Source organism: Stenotrophomonas sp. 10L48 (assembly GCF_056395105.1).
The window spans coordinates 194,457-210,385 of the sequence record NZ_JBFTIX010000008.1 but is presented as its reverse complement, the minus strand read 5'-3'; the positions used below and the strand labels follow the sequence as shown (position 1 = coordinate 210,385).

General features: G+C 67.0%; 13 protein-coding genes. 4 read left to right on the top strand and 9 right to left on the bottom strand.

Annotated features, from left to right (window positions below):
- Positions 1-3: 3 nt before the first annotated feature.
- The 4 genes from AC1DCU_RS15095 to aceB form a co-directional block, all read right to left on the bottom strand.
- Positions 4-2,499, bottom strand: a complete 2,496-nt coding sequence (locus tag AC1DCU_RS15095; protein ID WP_195762980.1) for a putative peptide modification system cyclase — start codon at positions 2,497-2,499, stop codon at positions 4-6.
- A 15-nt stretch (positions 2,500-2,514) separates the two neighbouring features.
- A complete protein-coding gene (locus AC1DCU_RS15090) occupies positions 2,515-3,555 on the bottom strand; it encodes a GGDEF domain-containing protein (protein WP_080150337.1) in 1,041 nt (346 codons plus the stop codon).
- A 366-nt stretch (positions 3,556-3,921) separates the two neighbouring features.
- Positions 3,922-5,223, bottom strand: a complete 1,302-nt coding sequence (gene aceA / locus AC1DCU_RS15085; RefSeq protein ID WP_025875808.1) for an isocitrate lyase — start codon at positions 5,221-5,223, stop codon at positions 3,922-3,924.
- A gap of 69 nt (positions 5,224-5,292) precedes the next feature.
- Entirely contained in the window at positions 5,293-6,915 is a 1,623-nt protein-coding gene (aceB, locus tag AC1DCU_RS15080; protein WP_117309266.1) for a malate synthase A, read from the bottom strand.
- 109 nt (positions 6,916-7,024) lie between these two features.
- Here aceB and AC1DCU_RS15075 point away from each other — a divergent pair, with 109 nt between their 5' ends.
- Together AC1DCU_RS15075 and AC1DCU_RS15070 are read left to right on the top strand one after the other, a co-directional pair.
- Positions 7,025-7,993, top strand: coding sequence for a LysR family transcriptional regulator (locus AC1DCU_RS15075; protein WP_025875812.1), 969 nt, complete (start codon positions 7,025-7,027; stop codon positions 7,991-7,993).
- 188 nt (positions 7,994-8,181) lie between these two features.
- The gene (locus AC1DCU_RS15070) at positions 8,182-9,090 is read left to right on the top strand and encodes a LysR family transcriptional regulator (protein ID WP_032978127.1); all 909 of its coding nucleotides are present in this window, start codon (positions 8,182-8,184) and stop codon (positions 9,088-9,090) included.
- Between the two features lie 83 nt (positions 9,091-9,173).
- Here the strand turns inward: AC1DCU_RS15070 and AC1DCU_RS15065 are convergent, their stop codons facing one another.
- Both AC1DCU_RS15065 and lepB read right to left on the bottom strand, forming a co-directional pair.
- The gene (locus tag AC1DCU_RS15065) at positions 9,174-10,430 is read right to left on the bottom strand and encodes an MFS transporter (RefSeq protein ID WP_080150334.1); all 1,257 of its coding nucleotides are present in this window, start codon (positions 10,428-10,430) and stop codon (positions 9,174-9,176) included.
- Between the two features lie 120 nt (positions 10,431-10,550).
- On the bottom strand, positions 10,551-11,177 hold the full coding sequence (gene lepB / locus AC1DCU_RS15060) for a signal peptidase I (RefSeq protein WP_099786261.1): 627 nt from the start codon (positions 11,175-11,177) through the stop codon (positions 10,551-10,553).
- Positions 11,178-11,410: 233 nt separating this feature from the next.
- Between lepB and AC1DCU_RS15055 the strand changes: the two genes are divergently transcribed.
- Positions 11,411-11,812: a hypothetical protein gene (locus AC1DCU_RS15055; RefSeq protein ID WP_032978120.1), complete on the top strand. Its 402-nt coding sequence runs from the start codon at positions 11,411-11,413 to the stop codon at positions 11,810-11,812.
- 3 nt (positions 11,813-11,815) lie between these two features.
- Positions 11,816-12,262: a hypothetical protein gene (locus tag AC1DCU_RS15050; protein ID WP_025875822.1), complete on the top strand. Its 447-nt coding sequence runs from the start codon at positions 11,816-11,818 to the stop codon at positions 12,260-12,262.
- A gap of 322 nt (positions 12,263-12,584) precedes the next feature.
- Here AC1DCU_RS15050 and dcp read toward each other — a convergent pair whose 3' ends face one another.
- The 3 genes from dcp to arfB form a co-directional block, all read right to left on the bottom strand.
- Entirely contained in the window at positions 12,585-14,741 is a 2,157-nt protein-coding gene (gene dcp / locus AC1DCU_RS15045) for a peptidyl-dipeptidase Dcp (RefSeq protein WP_442252317.1), read from the bottom strand.
- A gap of 111 nt (positions 14,742-14,852) precedes the next feature.
- Positions 14,853-15,455 carry a lysophospholipid acyltransferase family protein gene (locus AC1DCU_RS15040; protein WP_025875827.1) on the bottom strand — a complete coding sequence of 201 codons (603 nt, stop codon included), beginning with the start codon at positions 15,453-15,455 and terminating at the stop codon, positions 14,853-14,855.
- Between the two features lie 4 nt (positions 15,456-15,459).
- A complete protein-coding gene (gene arfB, locus AC1DCU_RS15035; protein WP_025875829.1) occupies positions 15,460-15,891 on the bottom strand; it encodes an alternative ribosome rescue aminoacyl-tRNA hydrolase ArfB in 432 nt (143 codons plus the stop codon).
- Positions 15,892-15,929: the final 38 nt, after the last annotated feature.

The following is a 15,929-nucleotide window of genomic DNA, read 5'->3' as shown; positions in this document are numbered from 1 at the left end:
GGCTCAGGGCGCGCCGCCCGCCTTCACCGGCGCGGCCCAGCTCGATACATCGTGCACGTTCAGCGGCTGCCAGACCTGCATCGCCGAGACTTCGGCAATGGCCTGGCCACGGTGGCGGGCCAGCCATTCCTGCTCGCGGCGCACGCCTGTTTCATCGCTCTGCGCACGTAGCGCATGCAGCAGTACCACGTGCGCCTGCACCGGCTCGCTGCCATCTAGCATCGGCTCGATCAGGGCCCGCGCAGCGTCCGGCCGTTGCCTCTGCAGTTCGCCCATCGCCGCAACCACGCGCATCCATTTACCGACCATCGGGCTGCGCTGGGCGCGCAGCAGCGCCTCGTTGGCATGCAGCCAGGCTTCGGCAACATCGGTCTGTCCCTGCCGCTGAGCCAGATAGACAAGGGCCAGCCACTGCAGGCTGCGGGCCTGCTGCATGGGATCGTCGCGATCTTCCAGCAGCGGCTGCAGCTGCGCTGCGATGGCCTGCAGTTCGGCTTTGTCGCCCGCCGCGCACAACGTGGTCACGCTGGCGTGCTGCAATCGCTGCTGTACCTGCATGTCCGCAAGCTCAGGTGCCGGTGCGTCCGCGCGCACGGCCGCCTGCATCGACGCGCAATCACCTTGGTCGGCAGCCAGCAGCAGCTGTGCACGCAGCCGCATCCGCTGCGCCAGCGCATCTCCGGTGCGCAGCTTCACAAGCAGCTGGCCGGCCTGTACGTAACGGCGCTGCGCCACAAATACATCGACGCCAGTGTCATCGGGATCATCGCGGCCGCGCAGCCCTTGTGCCTGCATCAGCGTTTCGGCGGCCAGCTGCGGTTGGTTGTGGGCGATCTGGATGCGTGCCAACTGCACCATCGGATACAGCCGCAGCGGATCCTGCGGTACGGACGCCGCATGTGCGTAGGATTCGGCTTCGCTGAAACGATTGTCCTGCAACAGAAGCCAGGACGTATTGGACAGCCCGGCGAAGGAATCGGGATAGACCTTGGCCAGCGTCCGCCATTGCTCCAGGGCCCAGCCGCCCGGTTCCAGTTCTTCCTGCCAGGCCTTCAGGTACAGGCGCTCGCGCGGTGGCAGGCGTTCCTGCTGGGCGAGCGCATGCTGCATCGCCTCGCGGGCCTGCCGCCCTTCTTCGGTGCGCGCCAGCAGCTTGGCCACGCCCATGTAGGCCAGCGCGAAACCGGGATCGATGTCGATCGCAGCCTGGTAGAGATTGCGTGCTTCCTCGAAGCGGCGCTGGCCCAGGGCATTCTCGGCCAGGGCATAGGCGCGCAGAGCACGCAGGTCACGGGTAGAGGCTTTCGGCAGCGGCAAGGACTGCTCCAGGCTGGCCACCGATTCGCCCAGGCCACGGCGCAGACGACCGACGACATCGTCCACCGCGAACATCATCTGGTCGGGGCCGTCGGCGGCGACGGTGAAGCTGCGCACCACCTGCCCGCTGCCGGGGGCCACCACGTCGATTCCCAGCTGATAGCCCCCTGCCTTGGGACGTACGGTCGGCAGCAGGACCGCTCGAGCGCCTTCGCGCATGGCCACATCGATCGCTGCACCGCGATTCAAGCGGGTATCGCCGGACAAGCGCGCCATTTCCAGGCTTTCGCGGATCTTGCCTTCGGACAGCACATTCACGTAGCGCGACTGTTCCAGTGCGATCAGGATCGCATGGCGTGTCGATTCATCGAACACCGGCTCACCGGTGAAATTTTCAAGGTCGGCCAGCACCACCCAATCGCGCTCTGAGAATGCGATGGCCGGCTCCGGGCGCAGCAGGAACCAGCCCCCCACCACCACAGATGCCAGGATCAGGCTTTCCGCCAGCAATACCACCGGCTGCCGCCACAATGGCAGATCACGCCGTGCCTTGGCGTTGGCGCGCGGCGGGCGCAGCGGAGCAAAGCCGATCTCGCCAACTTCAATCACTTCCTGGACGGTCGGCATGCCTTTGAACCGCCAACGCCCGTGCGACTTCCATAGCAAGCGTTGGCCACGCTCGCCCAAGGCATCCGTGGCGCGTCGGGTCAGTGACTCGGCAACTGCCGACATCAGGATCTGGCCTGGGCGCGCCAGGGTCATCAGGCGCGCGGCCATCGGCTTGGCCAGGCCTTCGACTTCCATCGACTTGGCGCCGACCTTGACCGCTTCGGGACTGTTTTCCCAGGTCAGCACATCACCCACATGCAGGCCCGCTCGTGCGCGCAGCTCGACCCTGCGTTGCTCGCCCAGTGCCTGCAGGTCGCGCTGGTAATCCAGTGCAAACCCGAGCGCATCCACCGGGCGTTCGAACAGCAGGAACAGACCGTCGGAACGGTCGATCAACTGCCCATTCCAGCGATGCTGCAATACCAGCACCAGACGGTCGTGCTCCTGGAACAGGGTGGCTGCGGCAGCGTCGCCGATACGCTCCACCAGTTGCAGCGAATCACACAGGTCGGTGAACAGCAGCGCCCGCAGCTGGGCGTTATGCGGGGCCGACGTTCCGTTGTCGCCATTCATCGCCAGGATCTCCGCTCAGTGTCCATCCGGACCATCGGTCCACCGCAGGCAGTTGCCGCCTGCGCGCTTGGCTTGGTACAGCGCACGATCGGCGCGAGCGTACCACTCGCTCCAGTCCGCGTCAGGGGCCAGCAGGCTGGCACCGATGCTGGCCAGGCTGACGTGCGGGGTGCCATGGCTGCGCTCGAGCAGGCCGTGCACCGCGCTGAGGATGAATTCAGCCGCGTGCTGCACGATCTCGACATTGGCCCGGCGCAGGATCAGGCAGAACTCGTCGCCGCCCAAGCGGCAGGCCAGGTCATGTTCGCCGGCCATCGAGCGCAGGATGTTGCCCATGCTCTGCAGCACCCGGTCGCCGGCCTGGTGGCCGTGGCGGTCGTTGATCTGCTTGAAGCGGTCACAGTCGATCAGCAGCAGCGCCTGCGGCGGCCCCTCTTCCTGCGTGCGGCATTCCTGCAGGAACAGGGCCAGGCCACGGCGGTTGTGCAGGCCGGTCAGCTCGTCGGTGCGCACCAGCTCACGCGTGTGGGTCAGCTGGTGGGTGGTGATGTACAGGTTGTCCAGCGCGGCTTCCAGGTCATGGTTGCGCCGCCGCAGCTGGCTGATCAGGGCCTGCTCGTTGGTCAGCACACGCAGGATCGTGCGCCGCAGGAAGTAGGCCACCAGCCCCGGGTCGGACTCGACCAGGCGATGGAAATCAGCCGGTCCCAGCTCCAGCACGTGGCAGTCGGCCATCACCCGCGCGCTGGCGCTGCGCGGATGGTCGCCCATCAACAGGCCGAGCTCACCGAAGAACTCATGCCGGCCGAGTGTCTTGAGCACCAGGTCCTCGCCGAAATCCAGCTCGATCAGGCCTTCCAGGATGATGTACATGCACTCGCCGCGATGGCCGCGGTGGAACAGCCACTGGCCCGCCTGCAGCCGGCAGGGCTGGGCAAACCGGGCAAACAGGGCGACCTCTTCGTCGGAAAGCAGCGCATGCACGATCTCGGCCATCGCCACCTTGGCGATACCGGTTGTCGTGTCGATGTTCTCGGCCGCACCCCTGCCGGTCATTCCCTGCACCCGCCGCCAGCGTCCCCTGGTGAGCCGCGGAGCATATCAGTGAATCAAACTGTGCGCCGCTTCTCATTTTTGTGAAGACGCGGTGCCCCGCCCTGCATGACTCAACCGTGCCCATTCACACGCGTTGGGCGCAGGAAGAAAGAAAGCCATATCAATAGCTTACGGTGACCGCGACGCCCATTGTCGCAGCAGCCGCAGATACAACAACGCCGGCAGATCCCCCGATCTGCCGGCGTCGTCTGGCCCTTCCCTGGCCACCCTGATCAGTCCGAGCCCTGGTCGCGCCGGCCGCTGGCCGACAGCATCAAGGACTGCGGGAACACAAAGGGTTGCCGGCCAGCGGCCGSCACGACCAGATCACGCAGCCCGTTCGCTGCGCTCGCCATGGAACTGCTCTTCCTCGGTCGAGCCGGTCAGCGCGGTGGTCGAGGACTGCCCCTGCTGGATCGCCTGGGTCACCGCATCGAAGTAGCCGGTGCCGACTTCGCGCTGGTGCTTGACCGCGGTGAAGCCGCGCTCGGCCGCTTCGAACTCGGCTTCCTGCAGCTCCACGAAGGCGCTCATCTGCCGGCGCGCATAGCCGTGGGCCAGATTGAACATGCCGTAGTTCAGCGCGTGGAAACCGGCCAGGGTGATGAACTGGAACTTGTAGCCGTAGCTGCCCAGCTCCTTCTGGAACCTGGCAATGGTGGCGTCGTCCAGGTTCTTCTTCCAGTTGAAGCTGGGCGAGCAGTTGTAGGCCAGCAGCTTGCCCGGGAACTTCGCATGGATCGCCTCGGCGAACTTCCGCGCGAATTCCAGGTCCGGCTTGCCGGTCTCGCACCACACCAGGTCGGCATACGGTGCGTAGGCCAGGCCGCGGCTGATGGCCTGGTCCAGGCCGTTGCGGGTCTTGTAGAAGCCCTCCACGGTGCGCTCGCCGGTGGCGAACGGCTTGTCGTTGCCATCGATGTCGCTGGTCAGCAGATCAGCCGCCTCGGCGTCGGTACGCGCCACCAGCAGGGTCGGCACGCCCAGCACGTCGGCGGCCAGCCGCGCGGCGTTGAGCTTCTCGATCGCCTCGCGGGTCGGCACCAGCACCTTGCCACCCATGTGCCCGCACTTCTTCACCGAGGCCAGCTGGTCTTCGAAGTGCACGCCGGCGGCACCGGCTTCGATCATCGCCTTCATCAGCTCGAAGGCGTTGAGCACGCCGCCGAAACCGGCTTCGGCGTCGGCCACGATCGGCTGCAGGAAGTCGATGTCATCCTTGCCTTCGGCATGGTGCAGCTGGTCGGCACGCAGCAGCGTGTTGTTGATGCGCTTGACCACCGCCGGCACCGAATCGGCCGGGTACAACGACTGGTCCGGGTACATCTGCCCGGCCAGGTTGGCATCGGCCGCCACCTGCCAGCCGGACAGGTAGATCGCCTTCAGCCCGGCCTTCACCTGCTGCATGGCCTGGTTGCCGGTCAGCGCGCCGAGCGCGTTGACGAAGTCGCGCTCATGCAGCGACTTCCACAGCTTTTCCGCGCCCAGCCGGGCCAGCGAATGCTCGATATGGACGGTGCCACGCAGGCGCACCACGTCGGCGGCGCTGTAGTTGCGCTGGATGCCTTCCCAGCGCGGATTGGTGTCCCAGTCGTGCTGGATCTGTTCGGCAGTGGGCAGCGTGCTCATGTCTATCTCCAGTTCGGTTCGTGCGGATGCAGCGGGGAAGGAAGCGGCGGGAAAACCGGCATGCAGCGGTCAGTCGATGCGCGCGTACGCCGGCAGGGTCAGGAAGTCGGTCAGTTCGTTGCTGCGGCTCAACTCGGCCAGCAGGGTGATGGCTTCTTCGATGCGGCCGCCACCGGGCAGCGCCGAGGTGTCGCCGAGGCGCGCCGGCAGCTGCGCCAGGGTGGTATCGAGCAGCGCCAGATCGATGGCAGTGCCGTCGTCCAGCTGCTGGCCCGGGGTATGCAGCCACTGCCACAGCTGGCTGCGACTGATCTCGGCGGTGGCCGCGTCCTCCATCAGGTGGTGGATCGGCACGCAGCCGTTGCCATCCAGCCATGCGGCCAGGTAGCGCACGCAGACTTCGACATTGCCTTCGAAGCCAGCGCGGGTGATCGTGCCCGGCGGCCGCGCGATCAGTTCATCGCGACCCACGCGCACATCCTGGCGCAGCACGTGGTGCTGGTTGGGCGTGGGCATGTGCTCGTCGAAGATCGCCATCGCCACCGGAATCAGCGCCGGATGGGCGACCCACGTGCCATCGTGGCCAGCGCTCACTTCGCGCAGCTTGTCGGCACGTACCCGCGCCATCGCCTGCTCGTTGGCGGCGGCATCGTTGTTGATCGGAATCTGCGCAGCCATGCCGCCCATCGCATGTGCGCCGCGGCGATGGCAGGTCTGGATCAGCAGTTCCGAATACGCCTTCAGGAACGGCTGGGTCATGGTCACCTGGCCACGCTCGGGCAGCACGCGGTCAGCGTGGCGGCGGAAGGTCTTCAGGTACGAGAAGATGTAATCCCAGCGCCCGCAGTTGAGGCCGACGATGCGATCGCGCAGGGCGTGCAGGATCTCATCCATCTCGAACACAGCCGGCAGCGTTTCGATCAGCACGGTCACCTTGATCTGCCCGTGCGGCAGGCCGAGCATGCCTTCGATGTGCGACAGCGCGGTCTCCCACAGCGCTGCCTCTTCCATGCTCTGCAGCTTCGGCAGGTAGAAGTACGGACCGCGGTCCCTGGACTGCAGCGCGCGCGCATTGTGGAAGGCAAAGACCGCCGCATCGAACAGGCCGCCGGCGAGGAACTGGCCATCCACGCGCACATGCTTTTCGTCCAGGTGCCAGCCGCGCGGACGCACGATCAGCACCGCCTGCTCATCGTAGGGGCGCAGTGCGTAGTGCTTGCCATTGGGTGCGGTGTACTGCAGGTCGCCGCGAACCGCAGCGGCCAGCGACTGCTGACCGGCCAGCAGGTTGCGCCAGGTCGGCGAGGTCGAATCCTCGAAGTCGGCCATGAACACCTTGGCGCCGGAGTTCAGCGCGTTGATGACCATCTTCGGGTCGGTCGGGCCGGTGATCTCGACGCGACGGTCCTGCAGCGCGGCCGGCAGCGGCGCCACGGTCCAGTCACCGCTGCGGATCGCGGTGGTGTCCTGGCGGAAGTCCGGCAGGCCGCCTTGGTCGAAGAACGCCTGGCGCTCGCGACGGGCCTGCAGCCGCGCCTGCCGGCCGGGTTCCACTGCCCGGTGCAGGGACACCAGCAGGGCCAGCAACGGCGCCGGCAGCACGGTGGCCTGGCCCGCCACCTGGGTCGCCAAGGCAATGCCCGGCGTGGCCTTGGCGGCGGTGGAGGGAACAGCGGAAGCGACGGCGGACATGGCAGAACTCCAGCGTGGGGGAACGACTCCACCGTGCGGCCGCAGCCCTGTATTTGGCAAAACAGTTTTTGCAATGCTTTACATAACTTGTGCTAATACTTGTGACGCCATGACCACACGTAGCCCGCCAAGTCCTCGTTTTTCCTACAAATCCGATCGGCTGAAGCCGCTGCGCGCGTTCTGCCAGACGGTGCGCCTGGGCTCAGTCTCACGGGCGGCTGAGGCACTTTTCGTCAGCCAACCGGCCATCAGCCTGCAGTTGCAAGCGCTGGAGCGTGAGCTGGGGGTACCGCTGTTCGAGCGCAGCGGCCGGCGCTTGGTGCCCAGTCGCGAGGGCCAGCTGCTGTATGAAATGGCGCAGCCGCTGGTGGAGAGCCTGGACGGTCTGGAAGCACGCTTCCGCGACAAGGTGCGCGGGCTGGACGCGGGCGAACTGAACATCGCTGCCAACAGCTCGACCATCCTGTACCTGCTGCCGAAGATCGTCGAACGCTTCCGCCAGCATTACCCCGACGTACGCCTGACCCTGCACAACGCCATCAGCGCCGACGGCACCGACCTGCTGCGCGAGGATGCCGCCGACCTGGCGATCGGCTCGATGACCGATGTGCCGGCCGACCTCAGCTATGCGCCGGCCTACCGTTTCGAACAGGTGCTGATCGCCCCGCATGACCATCCGCTGGCCAGCGGTGGCGAGCTGGAACTGGCCGACATCGCCCGTTATCCGCTGGTGCTGCCGCCGAAACGGCAGATCACCTACCGGCTGGTGGACCAGGTGTTCCAGCGTCACCGCATCGCCTACACCGTTGCGCTGGAAGTGGGCGGCTGGGAGGTGATCAAGCAGTACGTGGCGATGGGCATGGGCATTTCCATCGTGCCGGCGCTGTGCCTGAACGATGCTGACCGCGAACGGTTGGCCGCACGGTCGATGAAGCGCTGGTTCCCGGAGCGCAGTTACGGGGTGATCGTGCGGCGCGGCAAGGCGCTGTCGGCGCAGGCGCGGGCGTTCATCGAGCTGATCCAGCCAGAGTTGTTCAGCCCGCGCGATTACGACCAGAGCGGGCATTCGGAGCGGTGAGGGGCTGTCGGCAGGGCTGCGCCCTGCACCTGCCGAATCTACGGCAACGGCAACGGCAACAGCGGGGATTCCGCGGGATGGCGGGGCGGTGTGGCCTGCTCTTGGTGGGTGTCGACCTTGGTCGACACGGTTGATCCACGCCATGCGTGGATGACGATTCCCGGCGTCGGGCTGGATAGACTGCATCCATGTCCATCGAACTTCGCCACCTGCGCTACTTCCTTGCCGTTGCCGATACCCTGCACTTCGGCCAGGCGGCCGAGCGGTTGGGGATGTCGCAGCCGCCGCTCAGCCAGCAGATCCGGCAGCTGGAGGAACTGATCGGTGCGCGCCTGTTCGTGCGCAGCCATCGGCGTGTGCAGCTGACCGCTGCAGGGGAACTGCTGCAGGAACGTGCGCGCAGCATCGTGCAGCAGGTGGAATCGGCGGTGGATGAAGTGCAGCGCGCGCAGCGTGGCGAGCAGGGTGAGCTGCGTATCGGCCTGACCCGGGCCACGCCGTTGTCACCGCAGATTCCGCGTTCGATCCTGCAGTACCGCCAGCAGTATCCGCAGGTGCGGCTGCAGCTGAGCGAGATGAACACCCTGCAGCAGATCGATGCGCTGCTCGATGGCAGCCTGGATGTGGGCATCATCCGCAAGCGCACGCTGCCGGCCGAGCTGGTGGCGCACAGCCTGTTCGTCGACCCGCTGGCGTTGATCGTGCATGCCGACCACCCTGCCCTGCGTCGCCTGTCGAAAGGCGGGACGCTGGCGTTGCGTGATCTGGCGCAGGAACCGTTCGTGGCGTTCCGCCGCAGCGCCGGGGCGGGCATCCATGACCACATGATCGCGCTGTGCGCGGCAGCGGGTTTCACCCCGCGCATCGTGCAGGAAGCCGGTGAGGCTTCAACGCTGATCAGCCTGGCCGCTGCGGGACTGGGTGCGGCGATCCTGCCTTCGTCGTGCGACCACATCCGGGTGGAAGGTGCGCGCTTCGTGCCGCTGGCCGATGCCGGCGCGCATTCGGAAGTGCAGTTGGCGTGGCGCCGCGAGGGGGTGACACCGTTGATCCGCAATTTCGCCGGGCTGCTTCGCGAGGCGTTTGCGGAAGCGTGAGGTGCCGCGCTGCGCGCTCGCCGGGCACGGCCCGGCGCTACCGCTGGCCCACCCAGGTAGCGCCGGGCCATGCCCGGCGGGCGTCAGGCGGTCACCGGCTGCGGCGCGCGCTGCTGCAGCGCCCACACGATGCCACCGCCGATCAGGGTCAGCAGCGCGGCGAACGCGCACACGCCCAGCCAGTCCCACGCGGCATAGGCCAGACCACCCACGCCGCCCAGCACGCTCGAGCCCAGGTAGTAGGCAAACAGGTACAGCGCCGACGCTTCCGCACGCATGGAGCCGGCACGGCTGCCGACCCAGCTGCTGGCCACCGAATGACCACCGAAGAAACCGAAGGTCACCAGCGCGATGCCCACTGCCATCGCCGGCAGCCACGGCATCGCCAGCAGCACGATGCCGGCGGCGATCAGGCCGAAGGAGATCGCCAGGATGCGACCGCGCCCATGGCGCGTGGCCTGCTGGCCCATCCACGCTGAACTGAAGGTGCCGACCAGATACACGCTGAAGATCAACCCGACCACGGTCTGGCTGAGGTGGTACGGCGGCGCCAGCAGGTGATAGCCGAGGTAGTTGTAGAGGGTGACGAACACACCCATCAGCACGAACGAGGTGGCGAACAGCCACGGCAGGCCGGGATCGGCAAACAGCGTGCGCCAGCGCGCGGGCAGCTGGCGCAGGCCACTGCGACTGGCCTGGAAGTGGCGCGACGGTGGCAGCTGCAGCCACAGCAGCACGGTGCTGGCCATGGCGATGATCGAGACCACGCCGATGCCCCAGCGCCAGCCCCAGTGGTCGGCGATGATGCCGGCCAGCAGGCGCCCGCTCATGCCACCGATGGCGTTGCCGCCGATGTACAGGCCCATCGCCAGGCCCAGCGCGCGGCTGTCCATCTCTTCCACCAGGTAGGTCATCGCCACCGCCGGCACGCCGCTCAATGCCAGCCCCAACAGGGTGCGCAGCACCAGCAGGGTGGCCCAGTCGTCGACCAGTGCGGTGCACAGCGACAGCGTGGCCGAGGCCAGCAACGCAACGATCATCAGCGGGCGCCGGCCGACCGCATCGGACAGCAGGCCCGCCAGCAGCATGGCCACGGCCAGGGTGCCGGTGGTCAGCGACAGCGACATCGCGCTGCCGGCAGCGGACACGCCGAAGTGGCGACTGAACTCGGGCAGCAGTGGCTGCACCGTGTACAGCAGGCCGAAGGTCGAAAAGCCAGCCAAAAACAGCGCCAGCGCGGTGCGGCGGAAGGCCGGCGTCCCCTGCTGGATGCGGGTGTCGACGGGAGCGTCGTCAGTACGGGGACGGTCGGCGAGGGCCGCCGGGGTATCGCCAGTCATGGGAGCGGTGGGCCGTGGGGGCGGCCGGAGTGGAGGGGACGGGCCCCAGACTAGGCCCGTCCATCCAGTCGATCCATAACCCGATAGGTCATGATTGATACTTCTGGCATATCGATAAGCTTACAGCCGCTGCCACTCAAAGCCGTCGCCACGGCGGTAGTACACCGCCACTGCGCGGCCATAGATCTTGTCTGCATCGACAAAGCCGAAGAAGCGACCGTCGAAGCTGTTGCCACGATGGTCGCCCAGCACCAGCACCTTGCCGGCGGGCACCTGCAGATCCGCGATGTCCGGGCCACCGCCGCTGTCCAGATCGAGGCTGGCGCGGCGCTCTCCGAAAGCTTCGGTGTCGGCCAGGTCGGCGATCTGCAGCGGCTGGCCGTTGATGCTCAGGTGGCCATCGCGCAGCTGCACGTGGTCGCCGGCCACGGCGGCGACGCGCTTGATCAGGCGGGTGCCATCGGCCGGCGAATCGAACACCGCCACCTCACCACGCTGCGGCGTGCCGGCAGCCAGCAGCTCCTGGCTGGTGAACGGCAGGCGCAGGCCGTAGGCGCGCATGTCCACCACCACCCGGTCACCCGGTTGCAGCGTCGGCTGCATCGAACCGCTGGGCACGACGTAGTGGTTGGCGAGGGTGTCGCGGGCGGCAGCGAGCAGGCCCAGCATCACCAGCAGCGGCAGTGCCTCCTTCTTCAGCCAGGTGAGCGCGCGCTCTGGGAACGGCGGACGGGCTACAGCATCCATGTCAGGCTCCGGGTGGTGGGTGGGCATCAGACCGCAAGGGCAGGCGTGAGGTTCCCGGGCATCATGCCGGTCTCCATGCCCGTGCCGATCAACAGTCGGCAGCCACCGGGTGCATTCCGGCCGGACGTTATGAAGGTTTTACGCCCGGGCCGGGCACTGGGCATCGCACCTTTACGGCCCCCACGCGCATCGTATGCCTACCGCGCCGCAGGGCGCTTTGCGCAAGGTGTTGTATGACCCTCCTGGTGATCCGGCATGCGTCGCCGTCGGTGCCGCGTCCGCTGCTGCCGGCCGAGTTGTCCGGCCATCCGGTGCTGTGCACCGACTGCGCCAGCTTGGCCGATGTGCGCCAGTGTCTGTGCCAGCCGCAGGCGCGCACCGCGGACTGGGTGCTGCTTGATGTCGGCGTCGCCGACGAGGCGCAATGGTGTGCCGAGGGCGGTGCGCTGCAGGCGGCGCTGGACGGTCTGCCGGCGGAGTACATCGAACTGCAGTCGCCGCACCAGCCCGGTCTGGAGGCGCGCCTGCGCCTGCAGCACGGCCCGGCCGCCGTGGTGGTCGACCAGCGCAGCCAGCAGGCGGGTTATCCGCTGTCATTGGCCATCGTCAGCCGTCGCCTGGCACGGGAGGGCTGAGCCATGTCGATCTTCATCATCCGTGGCCCGGAAGCGGCGGGCGCGTTGATCCGCACCGCCGCGCCGCTGCCGGCGCCGGTACTGAAATCACTGGTGCACCGTGCGATCGATGCGGGCACCAGCGTGGCGATCCGCGCCTGCGGTTCGGAGCAGGAACTGCTGGACGCGCTGCGCGTGGCCGACCACAGCCGTGGCGAGGTGACGCTGCTGGATCCGGGCGCATGTGCCGACAGCCTGCGCCTGCAGCGGCTGCTGCCCTACCTGCACAACGCGTACGTGGAAGTGCATGACGATGGCGCCGTGGCCGAGCCGTGCCTGCCGGCCGGTGTTGGCCAGCGCCTGGGCATCGCCGCCGGGTACGGCGCGCAGAGCTATGTACTGGCGCTGGATATCGCGCTGGATCACCTGGGGTTGGCCGAGCAGGCGAACCGGGTGCATGTAGGGACGTGATGGCCGGGCTGCGGCCGGCACCCGGTAGTGCCGGCCGCTGGCCGGCAACCTCAACAGCCAAAGCCGGTTTCCTGGGGGATGGCGGGGTGGGTCCGGTTGCGGGGGACGCCGTAAACCCGTCCATGGGGGCTTGGCCGCGGCATCCATGCCGCGGACACCCCCGCAACCGGAGCCACCCGCCTTCGACAGATTTCCGCGAACTGCAGTAGATCCACGCCATGCGTGGATGAGCGGCAAACTGCAGAATCTGTCGATGGCATCGACACAACGAAAAACGGCGGGGTTTCCCCCGCCGTTTTGTTTTTCGTACTTCAGGCCGCGCTTACTTCAGGCCGCGGAACTTCAGCAGCGGCTCCACCGACGGGTCCTTGCCGCGGAAATCGCGGTACAGGGTCGACAGCTCCACGCTGTTGCCGCGCGAGAGGATCTTGTCGCGGAATTCCTGGCCGTTGGCGGCGGTCAGGCCACCGTGTTCGGTGAACCACTGGTAGGCGTCATGGTCCAGCACTTCCGCCCAGAAGTAGGCGTAGTAGCCGGCCGAGTAACCGCCACCCCAGATGTGGTCGAAGTAGGTGGTGCGGTAACGCGGCGGCACCTGCGGCAGATCGACCTTGAACTTCTTCAGCGCGCCCGCTTCGAAGGCGCCGACGTCCTGCAGCGGGGCATCGGCTTTCTGCGTGTGCCAGGCCAGGTCGAGCAGTGCCGCCGACAGGTACTCGGTGGTCGCATAGCCCTGGTTGAAGCTGCGCGCCTTGAGGATCTTGTCGACCAGTTCCTGCGGCATCGCTTCGCCGGTCTTGTAGTGCTTGGCGTAGTTGGCGAACACCTTCGGGTCCAGCGCCCAGTGCTCGTTGAACTGCGACGGGAACTCGACGAAATCGCGCGAGGTGGCGGTACCGGCGATCGACGGGTACTTCACGTTCGAGAACATGCCATGCAGTGCATGGCCGAACTCATGGAACATCGTGGTGACGTCGTCGAAGCTGATCAGCGCAGGCTGGCCGGCGGCCGGCTTGGTGAAGTTGCAGACGTTGTAGACCACCGGCTTGGCACCGGTCAGGCCGTCCTGTTCGACGAACACGTCCATCCAGGCGCCACCGGACTTGCTGTCACGCTTGAAGTAGTCGGTGTAGAACAGGGCCAGCGAGGTGCCGTCCTTGTCGAACACTTCGTACACCTTCATGTCCGGGTTGTAGGTCGGAATGTCGGTGCGCGGCTTGAAGGTGATGCCGTACAGCTGGGTGGCGGCGTAGAAGACGCCGTTCTGCAGCACGTTGTCCAGCTCGAAGTACGGCTTGATCTGCGACTCGTCCAGATCGTACTTGGCCTTGCGCACCTGCTCGGCGTAGAAATCCCAATCCGAGGCGGCCACCTGGAAACCACCCTTCTGGGCGTCGATCACCTTCTGGATCTCACCGGCTTCGGCACGCGCCTTGGCGGTGGCGGCAGGCACGGTGTCGGTCAGCAGCTTCAGTGCGGCCGCCGGGGTCTTGGCCATCTGGTCGCCCAGCTGGTAGTCGGCGAAGGTGTCGAAGCCGAGCAGCTTGGCCTTCTGCGCACGCAGCTGGGCCAGGCGCTGCACGGTCTGCCGGGTGTCGTTGGCATCGCCACGCTCGGCACGGGTTTCCGAAGCCTTCAGCACGGCGGCGCGCTGGTCGCGGTCGGTCAGCGAACCGAGCACCGGCTGCTGGGTGGTGTTCTGCAGCGGCAGCAGGAACTTGCCATCCAGCTTGCGGTCCTTGGCGGCCGCGGCGGCATTGTTGACCGCGCCCTCGTCCAGGCCGGCCAGCTTGGCCTTGTCGTCCACCACGACCGCAGCCGCGGCGGTTGCAGCCACCAGGCGGGTGTGGAACTGGGTGGACAGCGTGGTTTCTTCCACGTTTAGCTTGCGCAGGCTCGCCTTGTCGGCGTCGGACAGCTGCGCGCCCGAGCGCACCAGGCCGTCGTAGTAATGCTCGACCAGGCGCTTCTGCACCGGATCCAGGCCCAGCGTCTCACGCTGGTCGTACAGCGACTTCACGCGCGCGAACAGCTTCGGATCGAGGTTGATCTCGTCCTGGTGCGCGGCCAGCTTCGGCGCCACTTCTTCCTGGATCTTCTGGCGGGCATCGTTGGTGTCGGCCTGGACCAGGCCGAAGAAGATGCGCGACACGCGGGTCAGGGTCTCGCCGCTGCGCTCCATCGCCACGATGGTGTTGTCGAAGGTGGCCGGCTCGGCGCTGTCGGCGATCTTGCGCACGTCGGCCAGATGCTGGCGCATGCCTTCTTCGAACGCCGGCAGGTAATCGCTGTCCTTGATCTTGTCGAACGGCGGTGCCTGGAACGGCAGGCTGCTGGCGGTCAGCAGCGGATTGGTGGAGGCTTCGGCCGGCTGCTGGGCCGGTGCATTCTGGGCTTCGGACACGGGGGTGGACTCCTTGCCGGAACAGGCCGCCAGCGCCAGGCTGATGGCGGCGGCCAGGACTACGGTACGCGACATGTAAAACGCTCCTTGGGCAGACGGTACGGGATGGCAGCCGTCCACCCTACTCCTGTCACGGGCGCCCGGCATGTGCCGGACGTGGCGTCTACGCTGCCAGCAGCGGCTGGCTCAGACCGTGCCGCGGGTCTTGCCGATCCAGGGCCGGTAGAACTCGCGGATGGTCGCCATGTCTGCGGCATCATCGCCGGTCGGCGTGAACAGCGGGCCGATGCCGATGGTCTTTTCCGGGTAGTGGAAATACGCGGCCAGGATCGGCACGTCGGCCATCCGCGCAATCTTCAGGAAGCCGGCCTTCCAGTCCTTCACGGCCTTGCGGGTGCCTTCGGGGGTGATGGCGAACCACATCTTCTCGTTGTTGCGCAGCAGGTCCACGGCCTGGCCGACAGTGCCCTGCGGCGAGCTGCGATCCAGCGGGATCACGCCCAGCTTGTGCAGCAGCGGGCCCAGTGGCCACCAGAACAGCGAGGCCTTGCCCAGCACCTTCACTTTCATGCCCAGTGCGATCTTGGCGGCCATGCCCCACAGCCCGTCCCAGTTGGACGAATGCGGAGCGATGATGAAGACCAGCCTGGGAACGTTCGGCAGCGTACCGGTCACTTTCCAGCCGCCCATGCGCAGCGTGCAGCGCGCCAGCCAGCGCAGGAAACGGTTGGGCTTGACCTGCGGCATGTTCGGCGGAATGGCCGGCAGCAACGGCGTCGGGTTGTTCAAGCAATCACTCCCAGTCACGTGATGAGCGCCCGCGCTTGATCTGCGCGCGCCCGCGTTTGGCGTCCAGACGACGCAGTTTCGACCCGAAGGTCGGCTTGGTGGCCTTGCGTGGTTTGGGCACGCTCAGCCCGGCCTGGATGAAGGCCGCCAGCCGCTCGCGCGCATCCTCGCGATTGCGATCCTGGGTGCGGAAACGTTGCGCGTCGATGACCAGCACGCCTTCGCCGGTCATGCGCCGGTCGCGCCGCGCCAACAGGCGCTCGCGCAGCGGCTCGGGCAACGAGGGCGAGCCGGCCACGTCGAAACGCAGTTCCACCGCGGTGGAGACCTTGTTGACGTTCTGGCCGCCGGCACCACTGGCACGCACGAAACGCTCGACGATCTCGCCGTCGGGGATTTCAAGCTGCGCGCTGATGATGACCGGTCCACTGCCCATCTACGCATTGTAGCGGCAGCCGCGTCGCCGTGGCTGCC

What these genes read in the sequence shown, in the direction of transcription:
- AC1DCU_RS15095 (WP_195762980.1), bottom strand. Translation starts at nt 2,499, where the DNA reads ATGAATGGCGACAACGGAACGTCGGCCCCGCATAACGCCCAGCTGCGG.
- AC1DCU_RS15090 (WP_080150337.1), bottom strand. Translation starts at nt 3,555, where the DNA reads ATGACCGGCAGGGGTGCGGCCGAGAACATCGACACGACAACCGGTATC.
- aceA (WP_025875808.1), bottom strand. Translation starts at nt 5,223, where the DNA reads ATGAGCACGCTGCCCACTGCCGAACAGATCCAGCACGACTGGGACACC.
- aceB (WP_117309266.1), bottom strand. Translation starts at nt 6,915, where the DNA reads ATGTCCGCCGTCGCTTCCGCTGTTCCCTCCACCGCCGCCAAGGCCACG.
- AC1DCU_RS15075 (WP_025875812.1), top strand. Translation starts at nt 7,025, where the DNA reads ATGACCACACGTAGCCCGCCAAGTCCTCGTTTTTCCTACAAATCCGAT.
- AC1DCU_RS15070 (WP_032978127.1), top strand. Translation starts at nt 8,182, where the DNA reads ATGTCCATCGAACTTCGCCACCTGCGCTACTTCCTTGCCGTTGCCGAT.
- AC1DCU_RS15065 (WP_080150334.1), bottom strand. Translation starts at nt 10,430, where the DNA reads ATGACTGGCGATACCCCGGCGGCCCTCGCCGACCGTCCCCGTACTGAC.
- lepB (WP_099786261.1), bottom strand. Translation starts at nt 11,177, where the DNA reads ATGGATGCTGTAGCCCGTCCGCCGTTCCCAGAGCGCGCGCTCACCTGG.
- AC1DCU_RS15055 (WP_032978120.1), top strand. Translation starts at nt 11,411, where the DNA reads ATGACCCTCCTGGTGATCCGGCATGCGTCGCCGTCGGTGCCGCGTCCG.
- AC1DCU_RS15050 (WP_025875822.1), top strand. Translation starts at nt 11,816, where the DNA reads ATGTCGATCTTCATCATCCGTGGCCCGGAAGCGGCGGGCGCGTTGATC.
- dcp (WP_442252317.1), bottom strand. Translation starts at nt 14,741, where the DNA reads ATGTCGCGTACCGTAGTCCTGGCCGCCGCCATCAGCCTGGCGCTGGCG.
- arfB (WP_025875829.1), bottom strand. Translation starts at nt 15,891, where the DNA reads ATGGGCAGTGGACCGGTCATCATCAGCGCGCAGCTTGAAATCCCCGAC.